This window comes from Variovorax sp. GW821-FHT09D05, from assembly GCF_059416325.1.
The window spans coordinates 35,263-54,441 of the sequence record NZ_JBWKOZ010000002.1 but is presented as its reverse complement, the minus strand read 5'-3'; the positions used below and the strand labels follow the sequence as shown (position 1 = coordinate 54,441).

Annotated in this window: 15 protein-coding genes; 7 read left to right on the top strand and 8 right to left on the bottom strand. The window is 66.2% G+C overall.

Annotated elements, in window-relative coordinates; all coding sequences use genetic code 11:
* Window positions 1-111 precede the first annotated feature (111 nt).
* The 4 genes from AC07O3_RS04730 to AC07O3_RS04715 all read left to right on the top strand — a co-directional run bounded on the left by AC07O3_RS04730 (window position 112) and on the right by AC07O3_RS04715 (window position 2,686).
* A complete protein-coding gene (locus tag AC07O3_RS04730) occupies window positions 112-666 on the top strand; it encodes a hypothetical protein (RefSeq protein ID WP_093057666.1) in 555 nt (184 codons plus the stop codon).
* Window positions 667-718: 52 nt separating this feature from the next.
* Window positions 719-1,159 (top strand): phasin family protein, encoded by a 441-nt coding sequence (locus AC07O3_RS04725; RefSeq protein ID WP_495338714.1) that lies wholly within the window; start codon window positions 719-721, stop codon window positions 1,157-1,159.
* A gap of 22 nt (window positions 1,160-1,181) precedes the next feature.
* Window positions 1,182-1,817, top strand: a complete 636-nt coding sequence (locus AC07O3_RS04720) for a TetR/AcrR family transcriptional regulator (protein ID WP_093057664.1) — start codon at window positions 1,182-1,184, stop codon at window positions 1,815-1,817.
* Window positions 1,818-1,906: 89 nt separating this feature from the next.
* Window positions 1,907-2,686, top strand: coding sequence for an esterase/lipase family protein (locus tag AC07O3_RS04715; protein WP_495338713.1), 780 nt, complete (start codon window positions 1,907-1,909; stop codon window positions 2,684-2,686).
* A gap of 56 nt (window positions 2,687-2,742) precedes the next feature.
* On the opposite strand, the gene AC07O3_RS04710 is transcribed toward AC07O3_RS04715, so the two are convergent.
* The 5 genes from AC07O3_RS04710 to AC07O3_RS04690 are packed head-to-tail and all read right to left on the bottom strand — an operon-like array spanning window position 2,743 to window position 7,954.
* On the bottom strand, window positions 2,743-2,985 hold the full coding sequence (locus AC07O3_RS04710) for a hypothetical protein (RefSeq protein WP_093078958.1): 243 nt from the start codon (window positions 2,983-2,985) through the stop codon (window positions 2,743-2,745).
* Window positions 2,982-4,151 (bottom strand): colicin D domain-containing protein, encoded by a 1,170-nt coding sequence (locus tag AC07O3_RS04705; protein WP_218137524.1) that lies wholly within the window; start codon window positions 4,149-4,151, stop codon window positions 2,982-2,984. The genes AC07O3_RS04710 and AC07O3_RS04705 overlap by 4 nt, the downstream gene beginning before the upstream one ends.
* Complete coding sequence (locus AC07O3_RS04700; RefSeq protein WP_093078957.1) at window positions 4,151-4,498, bottom strand: PAAR-like domain-containing protein; 348 nt, start codon at window positions 4,496-4,498, stop codon at window positions 4,151-4,153. The genes AC07O3_RS04705 and AC07O3_RS04700 overlap by 1 nt, the downstream gene beginning before the upstream one ends.
* Window positions 4,495-5,667 carry a DUF2169 family type VI secretion system accessory protein gene (locus AC07O3_RS04695; protein WP_177192831.1) on the bottom strand — a complete coding sequence of 391 codons (1,173 nt, stop codon included), beginning with the start codon at window positions 5,665-5,667 and terminating at the stop codon, window positions 4,495-4,497. Before AC07O3_RS04695 ends, AC07O3_RS04700 begins: the two co-directional genes overlap by 4 nt.
* On the bottom strand, window positions 5,660-7,954 hold the full coding sequence (locus AC07O3_RS04690) for a type VI secretion system Vgr family protein (RefSeq protein ID WP_093078954.1): 2,295 nt from the start codon (window positions 7,952-7,954) through the stop codon (window positions 5,660-5,662). The genes AC07O3_RS04695 and AC07O3_RS04690 overlap by 8 nt, the downstream gene beginning before the upstream one ends.
* Before the next feature lie 191 nt (window positions 7,955-8,145).
* Here AC07O3_RS04690 and AC07O3_RS04685 point away from each other — a divergent pair, with 191 nt between their 5' ends.
* The gene (locus AC07O3_RS04685; RefSeq protein WP_354339389.1) at window positions 8,146-8,790 is read left to right on the top strand and encodes a DUF1444 domain-containing protein; all 645 of its coding nucleotides are present in this window, start codon (window positions 8,146-8,148) and stop codon (window positions 8,788-8,790) included.
* A gap of 22 nt (window positions 8,791-8,812) precedes the next feature.
* Here AC07O3_RS04685 and AC07O3_RS04680 read toward each other — a convergent pair whose 3' ends face one another.
* The 3 genes from AC07O3_RS04680 to AC07O3_RS04670 all read right to left on the bottom strand — a co-directional run bounded on the left by AC07O3_RS04680 (window position 8,813) and on the right by AC07O3_RS04670 (window position 14,164).
* On the bottom strand, window positions 8,813-12,031 hold the full coding sequence (locus AC07O3_RS04680) for a bifunctional cytochrome P450/NADPH--P450 reductase (RefSeq protein ID WP_093057662.1): 3,219 nt from the start codon (window positions 12,029-12,031) through the stop codon (window positions 8,813-8,815).
* Between the two features lie 157 nt (window positions 12,032-12,188).
* Window positions 12,189-13,448 carry a branched-chain amino acid ABC transporter substrate-binding protein gene (locus tag AC07O3_RS04675; protein ID WP_495338712.1) on the bottom strand — a complete coding sequence of 420 codons (1,260 nt, stop codon included), beginning with the start codon at window positions 13,446-13,448 and terminating at the stop codon, window positions 12,189-12,191.
* 26 nt (window positions 13,449-13,474) lie between these two features.
* Window positions 13,475-14,164 (bottom strand): TetR/AcrR family transcriptional regulator, encoded by a 690-nt coding sequence (locus AC07O3_RS04670; protein WP_093078947.1) that lies wholly within the window; start codon window positions 14,162-14,164, stop codon window positions 13,475-13,477.
* 85 nt (window positions 14,165-14,249) lie between these two features.
* Between AC07O3_RS04670 and AC07O3_RS04665 the strand changes: the two genes are divergently transcribed.
* Both AC07O3_RS04665 and AC07O3_RS04660 read left to right on the top strand, forming a co-directional pair.
* Window positions 14,250-15,863 carry an AMP-binding protein gene (locus AC07O3_RS04665; protein WP_495338711.1) on the top strand — a complete coding sequence of 538 codons (1,614 nt, stop codon included), beginning with the start codon at window positions 14,250-14,252 and terminating at the stop codon, window positions 15,861-15,863.
* 13 nt (window positions 15,864-15,876) lie between these two features.
* Window positions 15,877-19,170: a carboxyl transferase domain-containing protein gene (locus tag AC07O3_RS04660; protein WP_495339001.1), complete on the top strand. Its 3,294-nt coding sequence runs from the start codon at window positions 15,877-15,879 to the stop codon at window positions 19,168-19,170.
* Window positions 19,171-19,179 lie beyond the last annotated feature (9 nt).

The following is a 19,179-nucleotide window of genomic DNA, read 5'->3' as shown; positions in this document are numbered from 1 at the left end:
AGTTTTCCGACCGTTCTAGTTTTTCAGGCCTAGGCCCCGCAGAAGAAGATAGGCCCATCGCGAAAGACATACCGTTTCCTTCGCGAACCTTTCAACTTCAAGGAAATCACCATGTCCACGCAAACCACCATCGCTTCCGCAGCTGTTCACGTCGTCGGCCAATACAACGACGCTGGCAAGACCCTGGTCGGCGCTTACCGCACCGGCGTGCATCGCCTCCTGGGCGGCGCCGCTTCGCGCTACAGCAACTTCCTCGGCAGCCGCCAGATTCCGCTGGTGAGCGAGCAGGTCAAGGCCAACCTGATCGGCGCGCAAGAAAAGATCAACGGCTTCCTGGCCAACCGCCTGGACATCGACACCAGCCGCATCGTGAACGTGATGGACCGCGTTGCCGCCGGCACCACCAGCGGCATCGAATCGGTCGCCAGTCGCGTGGCTCGCGTCGAATCGCCGGTCGCCACCTCGGTGATCAACGCCCTGGGCGCGCTGAACCAGCCGATCGCCACCGTCTCGGTGCAGATCGCCGACAAGATCGTCGCCGGCACCAAGCAGATCGAAGCCCGCGTGAGCGGCGCCGAAGAAGCCAAGCCGGTTCGCACGGTGAAGGCCAAGGCCGCCGCCGCCAAGAAGCCGGTTCGCCGCGCTGCTGCCCGCAAGGCGGCCTGACCCCCGGGGCGCTTTGCGCCCCTTTTCTTTTTTCCGGTATCTGGAGCACTGCATGGCGACCCGTCCTGACGAAACTGCAAAGTTGAAGAAGAGGGCGGCGCCTGCGAAGAAGAAGACGCCGGCCGCGAAGAAGGCGCCCGCGGCAACCAGGAAGCCCGCGGAGCCCGGCAAGGCCGAAGTCCTGCTGCGCGCCGGCCTCAAGGCGCTGGACAACGTGCGCAACGACGTCGCCAAGCGCCAGGCCAACGTGATCGAAGGCCTGCTCGGCATCGGGCAGGGCAAGGTCCCCAGCCTCGACAGTTTCGGCATCCGCAAGTTCGAGGACGTGTTCGACCAGCGCGTCGCCACTGCCATGCAACGCCTGGGCATGCCCGGCCCCGCCGAAGTGCAGGCCCTGCGCGACGAGATCGCGCAACTGCGCGAACGCGTCGCGCAACTCGAAGGCGAAGGCACCGGCGCCGCCACCTCCCGTGGCCGCAGCGCCAAACGCTGAGCGACAACCCGACAAGCCGGTTGTGGCCAGCTCCAACACCACACGCGACCGCATCCTGCAGGCCAGCCTCGCGCTGTTCAACGCGCAAGGCCTCGCGGCCGTGTCGACCCACAAGATCGCAGCCGAGCTCGGCATCAGCCCGGGCAACCTGCACTACCACTTCAAGGCCAAGCAGCTGATCGTCGAATGGCTGTTCCGGCGCTTCGAGCAACGGCTCGAGGCCCTGAACGGCTCGTCGGCATCGATCGCGGCCATCGACGACCTCTGGCTCGCGCTGCACCTGCGCTTCGAGGCCATCGACGAATACCGCTTCATCTACCGCGACATGGCCTTCCTGGCCAGCGAATACCCGGCGCTGGGCCAGCGTGCGCAGGCCCTCACCGCGCAGAACCTGCTGGCCGCGCAGACGCTGTGCGAAGGCCTGGTGGCCTCGGGTGTGATCGAGACCAGCGCGGAGCAGGCCCGCATCCTTGCGCTGCAGATGGTCTTCACCACCACCTGCTGGCTGTCGTTCGAGCGGCTCGTGCCGGGGCGCGACGCACTGGCGCAGGCCGACCCCGGTCTGGCGGCTTTCTACACGCTCACGCTGGTTTCTCCGTATGTTTCCAGCGAATCGAGGGCTTACCTTGATTACCTGAGGGGCAAATACCTCGGATAAATGACGTTGTTGTCCGACGGGGCATTGATTCTTTCGGCCTCATGTTCGTCTTGAAGAAGATAAAAACCAAAAAGGATCCATCCATCATCATGACCACCGCCACCTACGCCAAGGAACCTGTCGCGCCGCCGTCGCGCCTGCTGCTGCTGGCTGAAGCCCGCGCGCTCTGGGAAACCGGCGCCGGCATTGCCATGTGGCCGCTGCTGCAGCTCACGCCGCGCGGCGACGGACACCCGGTGCTCGTTCTGCCGGGTCTGGTGGCGGGCGACGGCTCCACGCTGCTGCTGCGCCGCTACCTGTGCAGCCGCGGCTACGACGCGCACGGCTGGGGCCTGGGCCGCAACTTCGGTCCGCGCGAAGGCGTGGAAGACGGCATGGTCGAGCTGCTGAAGACCCTGCACGACAACAGCGGCCAGAAGGTCAGCGTGATCGGCTGGAGCCTCGGCGGCGTGTATGCGCGGCTGCTGGCGTCTTCGTACTCGCACATGATCCGCAACGTCATCACGCTGGGCAGCCCGTTCTCCGGCAGCCCGCGCGCCACCAACGCATGGCGCGTGTATGAAGGCGTGAGCGGCCAGAGCTCGCACGACCCGCGCCGCATGAAGTTCGTGCAGCCCACGCCGCCCGTGCCGACCACCTCGATCTTCAGCCGCACCGACGGTGTCGTCGCATGGCGCTGCAGCATCGAGAAGACCGGCCCGCAGTCGGAGAACATCGAAGTCATTGCCAGCCACCTGGGGCTGGGTGCGCACCCGGCAGTGCTCTATGCGGTGGCCGACCGGCTGGCGCAGCCGGAGGGCGAGTGGAAGCCCTTCAATCGCGGGGTGCTGGGGCCGCTGGTTTATCCGGACCCTGATCGAGAGAGCTGAAGGAGGTTGTCTGTCGGTCTTCGTCAGATCCGGGAAGCGCAGCCGAGCGGCTACGCCTAAAGGTCAAGCTCGGCTCTGAGCTTTCTCCTGATGCTCTCCATCACCGATTTGTAGTCCGGGTCGAAGATGAAATCGATTTCTGACTCGGCTGCGGATTCGATCTCTCTCAGGACATGCTCTTCTTCCGGCGAGAGACCAAACTGGGCAATCTTGGTACAGATTTCCATCAGGATGGCCATCTTGGCTTGAGGCAGAGTGATGTTCACTTCCTTGTCGAAGTCGTACTTGTCGTTCGTCACAGGCTGCCTCGTGTTTGGACGTTGTTGATCTGGGCCGGATTGAGCCGCCACCCGGAAAGAAAGTTGTGAGAAGTATCCGTCATGACATTCAGGCCCGTGGAGGGATTGAGGTAGTGGATGACAGGGTCGCCACGATACGTTCCGTTGAACATCTGTGTGCCCGGATCCTGCACGTGCGCTTCCAAGGCTGATTGATAGTTTGCGGCCGCATTCTTGCCCCAAGGATCGTTCACGCCGAAGTCCTTGGCGTGCTTGTACTTGGCCTGTAGTTGTTTCTTGTCGTACTGAACCGTAGGCCTTGGCGGTGGTGCTGGAGGGGGAGGCGGGAGGCGTCGAACGACAGTGCCTTGTGCCGGGGGCTCCGGTGGCGGATTCTGCGTCGAAGACTTTCCTCCGACGGGCCGGCCGACCGGTTCGAGGGGGGCGCCGCGAGCGTTCTCCCCGGGTCTTGGCAGAGGCTCGGGGGCATTCTTCTTTCCGCCAAGACCCACATGCGCAGCGGCCATGTCGAATGCGGCCGCGCCGACTTGATTGGCCGCCGCTACTTGCTCCTCGCTTCCTCCGAGTACACGCGTGGCCGCACCGGGGGCGCCGAAGATCGGACCCAGCAAGGCGATGCCCAGCGTGTTGCCGAAGCGCAGGTTCTGCGCACTCAGCCAGGCACTTTCGCTGCCGGAAAGCCCGTTCTCCCAGCGTGGCCCCGGCGTATAGACGTCCTGCAGGAAAGAGACTCTTCTCTTGAGCTCCAAGGACTGTTCGGGCGGCAAGGGGTTCTTGCCGGTGTAGTGGTCGTTCAGCTGCTGGAGCTTGTCGTCCAGCGCCGACTTGGGGATTTCATCTGGCATCTTTTCGCATGCCTGCTGAAATGTCTTCGCGGCCTGCAGCGCATCCGTGGGCTCAAGGCGCGCGTCGCGACCAGTGCCGATCCACATCCGCTCGTACCACGGTATCTTTTCGAAGTCTGCCTTTTCCCGCTCGTACCGCTCGCTGCAGATGCCGGGCCGGCGCCGCACCATCGGCCCCTTGGGCACCTCGAAGGTCAGCACCCTGCCGAGCGTGCCGTTGCTGTTGAAAGAGGGGGGCGAGAAGGAGGAAGAGGGCGACGACGAGGAAGACGTGGACAGCACCTGCCCCAGCGTCTTCTTGTCGTCGGGAATCGAGCTCATCAGGCGGCCCCGTTCATCTCGCAGAGATCGCCGTGGCGGGCCACGGGGCGGCTCTCGACGAAGACCGTCTGCGAGCCGGAGATGATCTTCACGTTGCCCGCGCCGAGCGAGACCCCCGAGCGCACGCCGCTGCCCGCGTTGCCCGCCACGCCCTTGACGATGCTGTCGACCATCAGCACCTTCTCGCTGCGCGCGAACACGGTGTGCGAGTAGGCCGCTTTCTCGGGCGGAAGGATCGACACGATGTCGAAGGGAACGACCTGGTTGCCGACGATGCAGAAGTCCGGCGCCACGTTGACCACCATGAACCGCGACTCCGCATCTGCGATGTGCTTTTCGGCGCTCATGCCGGTATCCCTTGACGCGCGGCGCCACCGGCCGCGATGGCTTCGGTGATTGGCCGCTCGAAGAGGTCGACCGCCACCGTGTCGAGCGCCTGGTCGAGCGTGAGCCGCCAGGTCAGGTGCACGAGCATCTCGTCGAGGTCGATGTGCACGGTGTCGAGCTTCATGGCTTCGCTGCGCTCGATGCCGTCCCCGTTCCTGCACAGCGCCTCGATCCACAGGTGCGGGAGCTGGGTCTCGGTGCAGGGCGTCGAGGCGAAGAAGCCGCTCATGCGAAGGGATTCGTCGCCCCGCAGGCCACCGGCCACGACCTGGTCGGCGGGGGCGTACTGGAAGAAGCGTTCGTCGAAATCGTCGGCGTAGTCCATGTAGGGCTGTCCAGCGTGGCGTTCGCGCCAGGCGTCGTCGTAGGTTCCCGCCAGCGCGACACGCGGCTGCCAGAAGCGCGCGACCGGCCCGAAGCCGACGGGCTGGGCGTCCTTGTGGTTGGCGTGCTGCAGCGGTGCATCGGTGTGCTCGATCTGCGGGCCGGGGAACGGCTGTCCGGCGGCATGGCGCGCCCCGGGATGATCCTCGCGGGCTGCGCTACCGAACCATCCGGTGCCGCAGGGGTTGGCCGAGTGGGTGCGGGGCGGGGCCGATTCGTCGTCGCCCTGGTCGAATCCCCATCCGCCGTAGGCGAGCTCGTAGCGCAGCGGCACGGCGAGCGTGGGCTGCGCGTCGGACAGGCTGCGCTGCGCGGCGTCCGGCTGCCAGTCCCAGTGGCGCGGCCCGGTCAGACGCAGCGCCTTGTGCAGCAGCGGTGCGTCATGGTGCCTGTGCACCTGCAGCTCCGCGCGCCAATCGCGCCTTGGCGTCCAGTCGAGGGCGTGCGCGGTGCCCGTCACGTAGACATCGGCGTCGGGCTTGAGCAGCAGCACGTCGGTCGCCATGCGCAAGCTCGACAGCGTGGCGTGCGCGGCATCCCAGGGCTCGTCGGCGAAGACCGGGCCGCGATGAAACGCCGCCGGTTCGAGCCGGCCGGGCGCGAGCACGAAGCTCGCGCACACCACCACCACGTCGTGGAAGCGCCGCCCCTTGCCCATCTTGTCGAACTGGAAGTGTGGAAAGGGGGTGCCGTTGCGCAATTGCCTCAGGCGCGGCGCGGGGATCGGCGGCGCGGGCTCAGCCATGGGCGTTGCCCTTGTCCGCCGCCAGCATTCCGACGCCGGCGGAGACCGCGGCCGAGACAGTGCCGAGCACTTGTGTCGCATGGCCTGCAGCTTCGCCGCCTCCACCGCCGCCCCCGGCCACCTGCTGGGCGATCGAGGCGAGCTGCCCCGCCTTGCCAAGCAGGTCGGCGGGGTTGCCGCCCATCAGTGCGCCCAGGCTCGCCAGCGGGCTGCCCGGCGGCTCGGCCGGCGGTGGGGTCGGCACCGCGTTGGGTTGCAGAGCGGCGCCACCGCCCATGGGGTTGAGCCAGATGTGCTCGCCGTTGACGGTCACGTCGTCGCCTTGCGCCGTGATATTGATCTTCTTGCCCGTGACGGCAATCGAGCCGTCGGCCTTGAGCTGCACCACCGACGCGCCCACCCGCAACGAGATGGTCTTGCCGTCCATCTCGATGTGGCTACCCTTGTCTCCGCCCACGGACAGCAGGTACTTCTCGCCGACCTTGGTGGTCTGGGTCTTGCCGACCATGGTGTTGTCCATCATGCCGACGACGGTGTTGCGCAGCATGCCGACGTTGAAGGAGTAGGCCAGGCCGATATTCACCATCTTGGCGAGGCCCACGTTGTGCATGTAGGCCATGCCGATCGTGGCCATCTGGTTGCGGCCCACTTTCTTGCTGCGGTCGCGGCCCACCGAGTGGGTTTCGTCATGCTCGACCTCGATGTCCTGGTTGCGCTCGGCGTGCAGCCACACCTGTTCCTGGCCTTTCCTGTCCTCGAAGCGCAAGGCATTGGCGTTGGCACCGCTGCCGCCCTCGGAGCTGCGTGTGAGCAGGCCGCTCTGCGTGGCGTTGTCGGGCAAGCTCCACGGCGGCATGTTGTCGGCGTTGTAGACGCGGCCCGTCACGATAGGCCGGTCGGGGTCGCCATTCTCGAAGTCGACGATCACCTCTTGCCCGATGCGCGGGATCTGGATGCCGCCGAAGTTGGTACCTGCCCAAGGCGAGGAAACACGAATCCAGCACGAACTGTTCTCGTCCTTGGTGCAATAGCGGTTCCAGTGAAAGCTCAGTTTCACGCGGCCGTATTCGTCGGTCCAGATCTCGCGGCCCGCCGGGCCCGTGACGATGGCGGTCTGCGGACCTGTGGTGCGCGGCCTTGGCTCCGGCGGCACTGGCGCACGAAAAACCTTGCTCGTCGGGATGACCTCGAAGTCCACCCGGCATTCGAACTCCTGCTGCGAGCTTGCATCGCCCACGTCCTGCAGTCGCAGGTGTGTGTTCGTCACGAGGTACTGCCGATTCGCTTCGTTCTGAGGATGGCGCTCCAGCGTGAGCAGACAGCCCGGCACCACCGCACGCAGGTTGCCCGAGCCGCTGGCACGCTCGCCCTGACTGCCGACCTCCTCCATGCGCGTGCGCACCAATTGCTCGCCTTCGGATTCGACGACGTAGTCGCCCGGCCATCTGTAGTGCTCCCATGTGTTTTGCGCGGTCTTGCGCGGCATGGCACTGACTTGCTGCAACTCGGCCTTGGGGCGCTTGAAGTCGAAGTCGTCGGTGACCCAGCGGCCGCTTTGCAATTCCTCATGCGCATTGAAGCGGTCGCAGCGTTCTTCGCGTGCGGTCGCGTCGGCGGCATGGAAAGGAATGGTCTGATAGCCCGCGTGCGCGAAGGGCTGGTGAGAGGCCATGTCGTCCACGATCACCAGCTTGTGGTTGTTTTCTTCGTGCACGAAGCAGTAGTACAGGCCCCACTCGTGCAGCAGCCGGGCAATGAAGTCGTAGTCGGTTTCCCCGTACTGGACCTGGAACTCACGAGCCGGATAGCTTCGCGTGGCCCGTATCTCGAAGGGCAAGCCGTACTTGCCGAGAACAGTCTTGACGATGCCCAGCACGTCTTCGTTCTGGAAGATGCGGTAGTCGCTCGTGCGCGTTGCCAGAGTGAGCCAAGGCTCGACGACGGCTTCGTACAGCGCGCGGCGATTTTCCAGCCGCAGGAAGCGCACGCGCGTGACCAGCCCTGAGATGTGGCGCTGCTCCGGACCTGAGCCGGGCCTGCCATCCAGAACGATGTGCGTGGTGAGCGTCTCGCCGATCAACTGCTTGATGGCGACATTGGCCGCCTGACGCTCGTTGTAGCCCTGCTGTTCGGGGGTGGCGAGGGTCAGGGTATAGCGAAAAAGACGGCTCAAACCCTCTTCGCCTTCAATCGCGATGGGCTCCAGTGCCGGCTCGTTGCCGAACGCAGGCATTGCAGACGAGGAAGCGGTGAGAACACGCGCAAGCTGCGCGGTGCCTATTGGCATGAAATCTCCCTGGTGTTCTGACTGACGAAGCAAATCGTAGCAATTCGAGCCTGAAACGCCAGTAGCACGATAGATTGCTATCGCCCCAACAATCTGGTGGGACCGGGCGGGCGTTTTGCAAAGCCGGCTCGCGCGACCATGACTTCCGTCACTTGTGCCGCAGCGGCCCCGCCCAAAACAATAGCGGCGCCATGTACCCCGACCTGCCGCCCGTCTATCCCCGCATCAAGCACATCGACTTCCTCGAAGCCGTGCAGCCGATGCTCGACCAGATCGAGGCGCGGGGCGGCAACCGCGAGGCGCAGACGCCCGTGGCCTATCCCTTCGCCGGCGAATCCGACCTGCTGATGACCTTCGCGGTCGACACGCCCACGCAGTTCGTCACACTGACCCAGGAGGGCATGGAGGAAACGGGGCTCGACCCGCAGTCGCTGTACGAACTCGCGATCGACAACATGCTCCGGCAGGTGGCGCACAACCTCGATACGCAGGACCTCGTCATGTACAAGGCGCTGGTGACGGGCGACGGCTTCGAGGCCTGCATGCTGCTGCTGCCTGACCTCTGGGAGCAGTTGTCGCAGGGGTTCAAGGGCGAGTTGATAGCCGTGGTGCCGAGCCGCAGCGTCATCTACTTCATGGACAGCGGGGCGAGCTTCGAGGCCCGGGGGAAGTCGATCACGGCCGAGACCATGCTGGGCCTCATGTGCTCGGCTGCCGCCGAGGTCAAGGCTGAGGCGGGGCCGCACGGCCTCTCGGACAAGGTGATGGCGCTGACCCCGGACGGCTGGCACGTTCGTGGCACCTTCGAGGACCACGCGTCGGCACTGGAGGCCTGACGAGGCCTGCGCAGTCTTCCTTTCAGCTGCCGGCCCACACGTCCAGCACGTAGCGCTGGTCGGCAATCATCTTGTCCATCCACGCCGTGCTGTCGTGCCCGTGCTCGCGCGCAAGGTCGCTCAGCGTGCGTCGCACGTCGGGCTCCATGCGCGAGCCGTCGCCGCACACATAAACCACTGCGCCCGCTTCAAGAAGCTTCCACACTTCGGCCGCCTGCTCGCGGATCAGGTCCTGCACATAGACCTTGCGCTCGCCCGCGCGCGAGAACGCGGTGTGCAGCTTCATCACGCCGCGGTGCGCCCAGGCCTGGAGTTCGTCGGCATAGATGAAGTCCTGCTCGGGATGGCGGCAGCCGAAGAACAGCAGCGCCTCGCCGAGCGCATTGCCCGCCTCGACCTGTGCCGCGCGCTCCTGCAGGAAGCCACGGAACGGCGCGAGGCCAGTGCCGGGGCCGACCATGATGATCGGCCGGCTCGCATCGTCCGGCAGCCGGAAGCCCTCGGCCGTGGTCTCGCGCACCACGCCGTGCACCGTGTCGCCGGCCTCCGCGCGCGCCAGGAAGTTGGAGCACACGCCCTCGAAGGTGCCGATGCCCGACTTGGCCGGGCCGCTCACCACACCCACCGTCACGCTGCACTTGCCCGGCGTCATCGTCGGCGACGAAGAGATCGAGTAGTAGCGCGGCGACAGCGGCGACAGCATTTCGAGAAACACCGCGAACGGCACCTGGCAGGCGCGGTGCTCTTCCAGCAGGTCGAGCAGCGATTTGCGCTTGTGGAGCACGTCGGCCTTGTATGCCGCCTGCGAAGCCTCGTCGCTGCCCGACAGCGCCGCGAGCCTGGGCTTGGTGAACGGGCACTCGGTATATGCCGCGAGCGTGGCGATCTGCTTGCGCGTGGCCACGTCCTGCAGCTCGACGTAGTCGCCCAGCAGGCGGTCGACCGCGATCACCTGCTCCACCGGCAGCGCTGCCTTGCGGCCCGCGCCTGCATGCAGGCGCACATGGGCCGTGCGGTCGAAGCCGAAGCGTGCCATCGCGCGTTCGACCTGCGCCGGGCTGTTGCGCGGCACCACGCTCAGGTGGTCGCCGGCGCGGTAGATCAGGCCCTCGGGCAGCATCAGCTCGACGTGGCGGGTAGAGCGGCCGGCTTCTCCGTTGCCTCCGCTTTGCAGCTCGCGGTTCTCGATCACCCGCAGCGCCACCGCGCCCAGCGCATCGACGATCGCGTTCTTCTGCGGCGGCGGCAGCTCTTCGAGCGTGTAGAGCGGCTCGCTCTGCACGGGCGTGTCGGCGCCGGTCTTGATGTCGAAGGCCTTCACCAGCTCGGGCCAGAGCGCGTCGCTCCAGTCCTGGAAGGCGCCGTCCATGTCCTCGCGCGCATCGCCTTCGCCGCGCGAATGCACGCGCGTGGCGCCGAGCGCTTCGAGCCGTTCGTCGATGCGGCGCGGCACTGCCTGGTAGGTGGCGGCCCAGTCGGTGTTGCCGCAGCCGAACACGCTGAAGCGCACGCCGTTGAGTGAATCGTCGGCCTTGTCGAGCCAGCGATGGAACTCGGCCGCGTTGTCGGGCGCCACGCCGTTGTACGAGGCGCAGACGATGGCCACCGCGCCGTTGGCCGGCAGCCGCTCGGCATAGTCGTCGAGCGAGGCCAGCTGCGTCGAGAAGCCGCGCATCTCGCCGGCCTCGGCGAGTTGGCGCGCAAGGTCTTCGGCCGTGCCGAGGTTGGAGCCCTGCAGCACCAGCAGCGAGGTGCCGTGGCGTGCTGCCTGGGGTTTGCGCGCGGCAGCTTGCACGGGCTGCACGGGGGCTGCGGCTGCGTCGGTCATGTTGCCGCGCGGACGCGTGGCCGGGTCGCGCAGCAGCGCCTTGATCTTGAAGTTCTCCGGCTTGATCGTCAGCGCTTCCTTGATCTTCAGCTTGTAGCCCGTGTGATCCACGAGGTTGAAGCGCTGCAGGATCATGCCCAGCGTGAGCACCGCCTCCTGCAGGGCGAACTGCCGCCCGATGCAGGCGCGCTGCCCGTTGCCGAAGGGCTTGAATGCGTTCACTGGCCGCTCGCGCTCGGCTTCGCGCGTGAAGTTGTCGGGGTTGAACTGATCGGCATCCTCGCCCCAGATGCCCTTGTCACGATGCAGCGCCAGCGCATGCATGATGATCATGTTGTTCTTCTTGATCGTGTACTGGCCGCCGATCTTCGTGTCTTCCTTGGCGCGCATCGAGATCGCGGGCGCGGTCGGGTACAGGCGCAGCGACTCTTTCAGCACCTGCATCACGTACTGCAGGCGGTTGACCTGCGCGTAGGTGGGCTTCTGCGTGGTGTCGGGGCCGAACACGTTGTCGACCTCTGCTTGCGCCTTGGCCATGGCCTCGGGGTTGTTCAGCAGGAAGTAGATGGCAAAGGACAGCAGGCCGCTGGTGGTTTCATGCCCCGCGATGAGAAATTCGATGCACTCGTCGCGGATCATCTTGTCGGTGAGCTGCTCGCCGCTTTTCTTGTCCACGCCCGCGATCATGTAGCTCAGCAGGTCGGGCTTGGTGGCGATGTCGGCTCCGCTCGTGCGTCGCTCCTCGATGATGTCTTCCACCATCTTGTGCATGTAGCGGATGTCCTTGCGCTGCTGGGCCAGCTCCTTCTTCAGCATCAGCTCTTCGAGCGGCAGGCCGCGGCGGTTCTGCACCGTCTCCAGCGTGCGCACCATCGCATCGACGAAGGGATGAAAGCCCTCGCGGTAGAACGAGTTGAAGCGATAGCCGAAGCCGCACAGGCCAATGGTGTCGAGCGTGAGCGCTGTCATGTCGCGCACCACGTCCACCTCTTCGTCGAAGTTCAGGCGCTCCCACTTGGTGACAAGCTGCCCGGCGATGTCCAGCATCATCGGGTGATAGGCCTGCATCGCGCGCTGGCTGAAGTTGGCCAGCAGGATGTTGTGCGGCTTCGACCAGGTCTCCTCGTGCGTGTCGGAGGTGAAGAGCCCGTGCGAGGCTGCCCGCAGCCGGCGCAATGCACCGCGCGTGCTCTTGTCGAAGCGCGGCTCCTCGCAGAGCTCGTCGACCAGCGCGGGCGACGACACCACGATCACCGGCATGCCCGGCATGTCCAGCCAGTAGATACCACCGAGGTCTTGCGCGATCTTCCACATGTCGAGCACGGGAGAGTCGGACCCGATCGACAGCAGGTTCCCGACGAAGGGTTTCTTCGCCGGATGCGGGATCGGGTAGAGCGAGTTTTTGCCTGCCATGGGTTGTTGTGCCTTTGGAATGGACCCGCTTCGGATATCCGGGATGTAACAACCGGAGTATCCCGACGGCATGGGGGGCAGGCAGGACGGGGTTTCCCTTAGGCTGGGGAGTACCCGGTGTCATTCGCACGCACCCCGGAACTCAGGACTCAGCGAGTCAGGGCCGAACCATCTTGCACTCAGTCCCCTGCGCCAGCTCGTTCCCGGTATAGACCGCGTCAGTACGAAAGCCGTAGTTAGTACCTTCCCAACCCGTCTTCACGGTCTTGCCGTCCACCGGCACGATGGTGTTGACCACCTGCGGAAGCAACAACTGGTGGTCTTCGGCACGCATGCGCACCGGCCCCACCACAGAGTCGAACGTCAGGTCTTCGAGGGCCCGCGCCACCTTGATGGTGTCGGCGCTGCCGGCCTTGTTGATGGCCGCGGCCAGCAGGCGCGGCGTCATGTCGATGCGCGGCGCGAGAAAGTCCTTGCCCGTCTTGGCCTTGTAGGCCTTGGCCAGAGCGTCGACCTTCGGCGTGTCGGCCTCGCCAGGGTGCCATTCAGCCACCCAGGTCAACTGTCCCAGCTTCGCCTGCGACACCGCAGTGACCGTGCCCGGCACCGAGCCCGCGCTGTGATTGAAGTAGCGCAGGTTGTAGCCTGCGTCGCCCGCGGCCTTCAGTAGCAGCGTCATGTCCTGACCCCAGTTGCCGGTGATGACCGAGTCGGCGCCGCTCTGCTTCACGTTGGCGATGTACGGCGCGAAGTCCTTCACGCGGCCGATGGGGTGCAGCGCCTCGCCCACGAACTGGATGTCCGGCCGCGCCAGGCCCACAAGCTGGCGGCCGTAGCTGGCCCACTGCTTGCCGTGTGCGTAGTCCTGGTTCAGCAGGTAGACCTTCTTCACATCGGGCGTCTTCTTGATGTAGTTGGCCAGCGCCTTCATCTTCATCGCCGTGTTGGCCTCGGTCTGGAAGTGCCAGAAGCTGCAGCCCTTGCCCGTCATCTCGGGGTCGATGGAAGAGTGATTCAGAACGATCAGCTCCTTGCCCGGGTTGCGCTGGTTCCAGCGCGCCACCGATTGCACCAGCGCCGTGACCACCGACGAGCCCGAACCACCGGTGACGATCGCCTTCGCACCCTGGTCGATGGCCGCCTGCAGCGCGCTCTGGCTCTCCTGCGCCGAGAGCTTGCTGTCGAACTGCAGCAGCTGCAGCTTCGTTCCACCCAGCACGCCGCCCTTGGCGTTGATGTCTTCGATGGCGTACTGCGTGTGCATCAGCATCAGTTCGCCGACGTTGGCAAAGGGGCCGGAGAGCGGATCGATGTAGGCGATCTTGTAGGTCTGCTGTGCTTGCGCGTGCGCGGCGCCGGCAGCGGCCAGCAGGCAGGCAAGGGCGATCCGCGCCAATGGCGCCTTCTTGAACTTCATGGTTTGTCTCCGGGGTGGTTGTCTTGTCAGTTCTTCGCCTGCAGCCCGATCACGCGGCTCGCGAGCTTCGTGAGCTCGGCCACCACCTCGTCGGGCGACAGGCGTCCGCCCGGGCGGTACCAGCTGTACAGGAAGCCGGGCAGGCTGCAGGCCGCAAGCGCGGTGATCTTGGTTTCCGCAAAGTCGAGGTCGCCGTCGCGCCGCGCTTCTTCGAGCAGCGGGCACAGCAGGTCGTAGAAATGGTGCGCCAGCTTCTTCTGCGCCGCGATGTACTCGGGCCGGTACACCTGCGGCTCGCGGTAGGGGAAGAAGGCGACGGGGTGGTGCGTGATGGTCGCGCGAATCAACCGCTCGATGCCTTCGAGCACCTTCTCGCTCGCGCGGCGCGGGTCGGTGGCCGCGAAGTCGAGCGCGGTGAAGCAGTCGACCGCCGGGCGCCACGACAGCGTCTCGAAGATCTCCTGCTTGTCGCGGAAGTAGTAGTACACGAAGGGCTTGGTCACGCCCAGCGCGCGCACGATCTGCGCCATGGTCGTGTTGGCGTAGCCCTGCGCGGCGAAGAGCTGCGCGGCCGCCTGCAGGATGCGCTCGCGCTGCAGGTCGGTGCCCTGCGTGGCCGCGCGCTGGCGGCCAGTGCCCTGGGGCAGATGCGGCTGCGCCGTCGTGTCGCTCTGGTCTCCAGAGGGTTTGTGCCGTGTCGCGGAAGTTATACCCATGGGTAGGATTGTTCGTGCACCATGCACCATTGGCAAGCGCCTGCCCGGTGCAGGCGGCTATCGATAACCCTGAGAAAGTGACGCCATGGAGACATTGCCCGACCGCCCGCAGCAGCCGCTGCACGAGTACCTGCGCACCCACGCACGCGAGCGTGGCGGCAGCACCGCCTGCCTCTGGTACGGCCATGCGATGAGCTGGGCCGAACTCGACCGCGCCAGCGATGCTTTCGCGGCGCGCCTGCAGGCGCTGGGCGTGAAGAAGGGCGAGCCCGTGGTGCTCTTTCTCAACAACTGTCCGCAGTACCTGGTCGCGCACTTCGGCATCCAGAAGATCGGTGCCATCGTCTGCCCGAGCGGCCCGCTCAACAAGGAGCACGAGCTGGCCTACCAGGTCAACGACCTGAAGGCGCGAGTGATCGTCGCGGCCGCGCCGCTGCTGCCGGTGGTGCGCAAGGTGCAGCCGGAGAGCTCGATCGAACACGTGTTCGTGGTGCACTACGCCGACCTGCTGCCCGACCCGTCGTCGCTCGACCTGCCGGCCGAACTGGCCGCAGAGCGCAAGGCCGAACGCAGCGTGCCCGAAGACTGCGAAGACTTCCTGGCCGTGATGCGCGGCAACGCCAAGCCGCAGCCCGTGGTCATCGACATGGACGACGTGGCGCTCATGACCTACACATCGGGCACCACGGGCCTGCCCAAGGGCGCGATGCTGAGCTACGGCAACGCGCTCTTCAAGACGCGCGCCGCGGCCGACTGCAACGGCGTGGGGCCGGGCGACGTGCTGCTGTCCATCGCGCCGCTGTATCACATCGCGGGCATGCTGATGGGTGTCAACGTGCCGGTGCTGACCGGTGCGGCATCGGTGCTCTTGCACCGCTTCGACCCGCGCGCCGTGCTGCAGGCCATTGCCGCCTACAAGGTGAGCTGGTGGTACAGCATCGCGCCGATGAACGTGGCTTGCATGCAGGTAAGCGACATCGACAGCTTCGACCTGCGCAGCCTGAAGATGAATCCTGTCACGAGCTTCGGCATCACCTTCACCGAGCCGCTGGCGCAGCAATGGCGCACGCACGCACAGAGCTGCACTTCGTTCGAGGCGGCCTACGGACTGAGCGAAACCCACACCTGCGACACCTACACGCCGCACCATGCGCCGCGCTGGGGCACGCAGGGCATCGCGGTGCCGGGCGTGACCATCCGCATCATCGACACGGACACGCAGGCCCACATGCCGGTGGGCGAAGTCGGCGAGATCGTGCTCACCAGCCCAGGCACCTTCAAGGGCTACTGGAACAAGCCCGAAGCCACTGCTGCCACGCTGCGCAACGGCTGGGTGCACACCGGCGACATGGGCAAGCTCGATGCCGATGGCTATCTCACCTTCATCGGCCGCTTCAAGGAAATGATCAAGGTCTCGGGCTACAGCGTGTTCCCCGAAGAGGTCGAAACCATCCTCATCAAGCACCCGGCAGTGGCGCAGGCGGCCGTCATCGCGCAGCCCGATGCAGAGAAGGGCGAGGTCGTGAAAGCATTCATCGTGCGCAAGCCAGGTGCCGGGCTCGATGCCGAAGCGCTGATCGCCTGGGCGCGCGACAACATGGCGAGCTACAAGGCGCCGCGCGCCGTGAGTTTCATCGACGCATTGCCGACGACCGGCGCGGGCAAGGTGCTGCGCCGCTTGCTCAAAGACAAAAGCTGAGAGGTTCCGTTTGCTGTTCTCCAAAGTTCTGATTGCCAACCGCGGCGAGATCGCCGTGCGCTTGGTGCGCGCGCTGCGCGACCTGGGCATTGCCAGCGTGGCGGTGCATGCGCGCGACGACACGGCAGCGCTGCATGTGCAGCTGGCCGACACAGCAGTCGCGCTCGATGCGACCGGGCCTTCGGCGTATCTCGATGTCGCGGCGCTCATCGCGGTGGCCAAGGCGCAGGGCTGCGATGCGGTGCACCCCGGCTATGGCTTTCTCAGTGAGCGTGCCGATTTCGCACAGGCCTGCGCGGACGCCGGCCTCGTCTTCATCGGCCCCACGCCGGAGCAGCTCGGCCTGTTCGGCGACAAGGCCCGCGCACGCGCGCTGGCCACGCAATGCGGCGTGCCCGTGATGCCTGGCAGCGCCGGCGCAGTGACGCTCGCACAGGCGCAGGCCTTCTTCGCCGAGCAGCATGCGCAGGGCGCGGGCGTGATGGTCAAGGCCATCGGCGGCGGTGGCGGGCGCGGCATGCGCGCGGTGCTGAACCCTGAAGAACTGCCCGAGGCGCATGCGCGCTGCATGTCCGAAGCCAAGGCCGCATTCGGCATCGAAGGCGTGTATGTCGAGCGGCTGATGCGCAATGCGCGGCACATCGAAGTGCAGGTGCTGGGCGACGGCCACGCCGTGGCCAGCCTCGGCGAGCGCGAGTGCACGCTGCAGCGGCGCTTTCAGAAACTAGTGGAGATCGCGCCGAGCCCTTCGCTGCCCGAGGCCTTGCGCGCGCAGGTCACGCAGGCTGCGTTGCGCATGGCGAAGACGGTGGGCTATCGCGGCCTCGGCACCTTCGAATTTCTGGTCGATGCGGCATCGACGACGCTGCCCTTCGTCTTCATCGAGGCCAACCCGCGCCTGCAGGTCGAGCACACGGTGACGGAGGCAGTGACGGGGCTGGACCTTGTGCAGCTGCAGATCGCCGTGGCAGCGGGGCAGCCGCTGGGCGAACTTGGTGTTGAATCCGATCGCACCGCACCGCAGCGCGGCTTTGCTGTGCAGTGGCGCATCAACGCGGAGACGCTCGATGCGCAAGGCAACGCGCGCCCTTCGGGCGGCACGCTCGCGCGCTTCGATCTGCCGGCAGGCCCCGGCGTGCGCGTGGACACGCACGGCTACGCGGGCCTCGCCCCCTCGCCGCACTACGACACGCTGCTCGCCAAGCTCATCGTGCATTCGCCGTCGCCGCGTTTCGAAGACGCGCTGCGCCGATCGCTGCGCGCGCTGGACGAATGCCATATCGACGGCATCGCCACGAACCTGTCGCTGCTGCGCGCCATCGCGGCGCGGCCCGAGTTTGCGACGCAGGCGGTGCATACGCGTTTCGTGGAGGCGCATCTGGGCGATCTGCTGGCGGTTGCGGCAGCGCTTGAAAAGCATTCAAAGAAGACGGTGGCGGTGCCCGCAGCACAAGCCGTTGTCACCGATGACGAATCGGACGAGCTGACCGTCAAGGCCCCGATGCCAGCCCGCCTCGTGCAGTTCGAAGTCGCCGTCGGCGACGTGCTGCCCGCCGGCGCGCAACTCGGCGTGCTCGAGGCCATGAAGATGGAACACCTGCTGCACGCACCGGTGGCCGGCCGCGTGGTCGCGCTGCTGGCCGAGCCCGGCGACTACCTGGTCGAAGGCCAGTCGCTGCTGCAGCTGGAAGCCGTCGATGCGCAGGCCGTCGAGGTCGAGGCGCGCGCCGAGCACGACCTGGACGCGATCCGCCCTGATCTGCAGAAGGTCATCGACCGCCACGCGCCCACGCTCGATGCGAATCGCAAGGCCGCCGTCGACAAGCGGCACGCACAAGGCGGCCGCACCGCGCGCGAGAACATCGCCGACCTGTGCGACACCGCAGCCGACCCCGGCAACTTCATCGAATACGGCGCGCTCGCCATCGCCGCGCAGACGCGGCGACGCACGCTCGAAGACCTGATCGCCAACACGCCCGCGGACGGCATGGTCACGGGCCTGGGCAGCATCAACGCGAAGCAGTTCGGCCCCGAGGTGTCGCGCTGCGCCGTGCTGGCCTACGACTACACCGTGCTGGCCGGCACGCAGGGCATGCGCAATCACCACAAGACCGACCGCCTGCTGGCGGTGGCGCATCAGCTCAAGCTGCCTGTCGTGCTGTTCGCCGAGGGTGGCGGTGGTCGTCCCGGCGATACGGACATGCCGATCGTCGCGGGCCTGAACAACCACACCTTCAGCCAGTTCGCGGCGCTGTCGGGCAAGGTGCCCGTGGTGGGCATCGTGCATGGGCGCTGCTTCGCGGGCAATGCGGCGCTGCTGGGGTGTGCCGACGTGATCATCGCCACCAAGGGCAGCAACATCGGCATGAGCGGCCCCGCGATGATCGAGGGCGGCGGGCTCGGCACCTTCGCGCCCGAGCAGATCGGGCCGAGCAGCGTGCAGTCGCGCAACGGCGTGATCGACATCCTGGTGGAAGACGAAGCTGCTGCCGTCGCTGCTGCCAAGCAATACCTGTCGTACTTCCAGGGCGCGACCACCGACTGGCAATGCGCCGACCCGCGCGCGCTGCGCCATGTGGTGCCCGAAAACCGCCTGCGCGTGTACGACGTGCGCGCCGCGATGCGCGGCGTGGCCGACACCGGCTCGCTGCTCGAACTGCGCGCGGGTTTCGGCGCGGGCATCGTCACTGCGCTTGCGCGCATCGAGGGCAGGCCGGTTGGACTGATGGCCAACAACCCGCACCACCTCGGCGGCGCGATCGATGTGGAAGCGGCCGACAAATCCGCGCGATTCATGCAGCTTTGCAATGCGCACGGCCTTCCAATTGTTTCGTTGTGCGACACGCCCGGCTTCATGGTCGGGCCCGAAATCGAGGCGCAGGCACAGGTGCGTCATGTGTGCCGCATGTTCATGGTGGCTTCGCATCTGCGCGTGCCGTTCTTCGCCGTGGTGCTTCGCAAGGGCTACGGACTGGGCGCGCAGGCGATGACTGCGGGCGGCTTCGACGCGCCGGTTTTCACCGTGGCCTGGCCCACCGGCGAATTCGGCGCGATGGGGCTGGAGGGTGCTGTGCGGTTGGGTTTTCGCAAGGAACTGGCCGCTGCGCCCGAGGGTGCGGAGCGCGATGCGCTGTTCAAGAAACTCGTCGCGCAGCAGTATGCGAACGGCGAAGCGATCCACATGGCGCAGACGCTGGAAATCGACGCGGTGATCGATCCGGCCGAGACGCGCACCTGGTTGGTGCGTGGCTTGTCTTCTGCCACGAAGGGCTCGAGCGTTGCTACTCCCTACGTAGACACTTGGTAACCCGGCCTT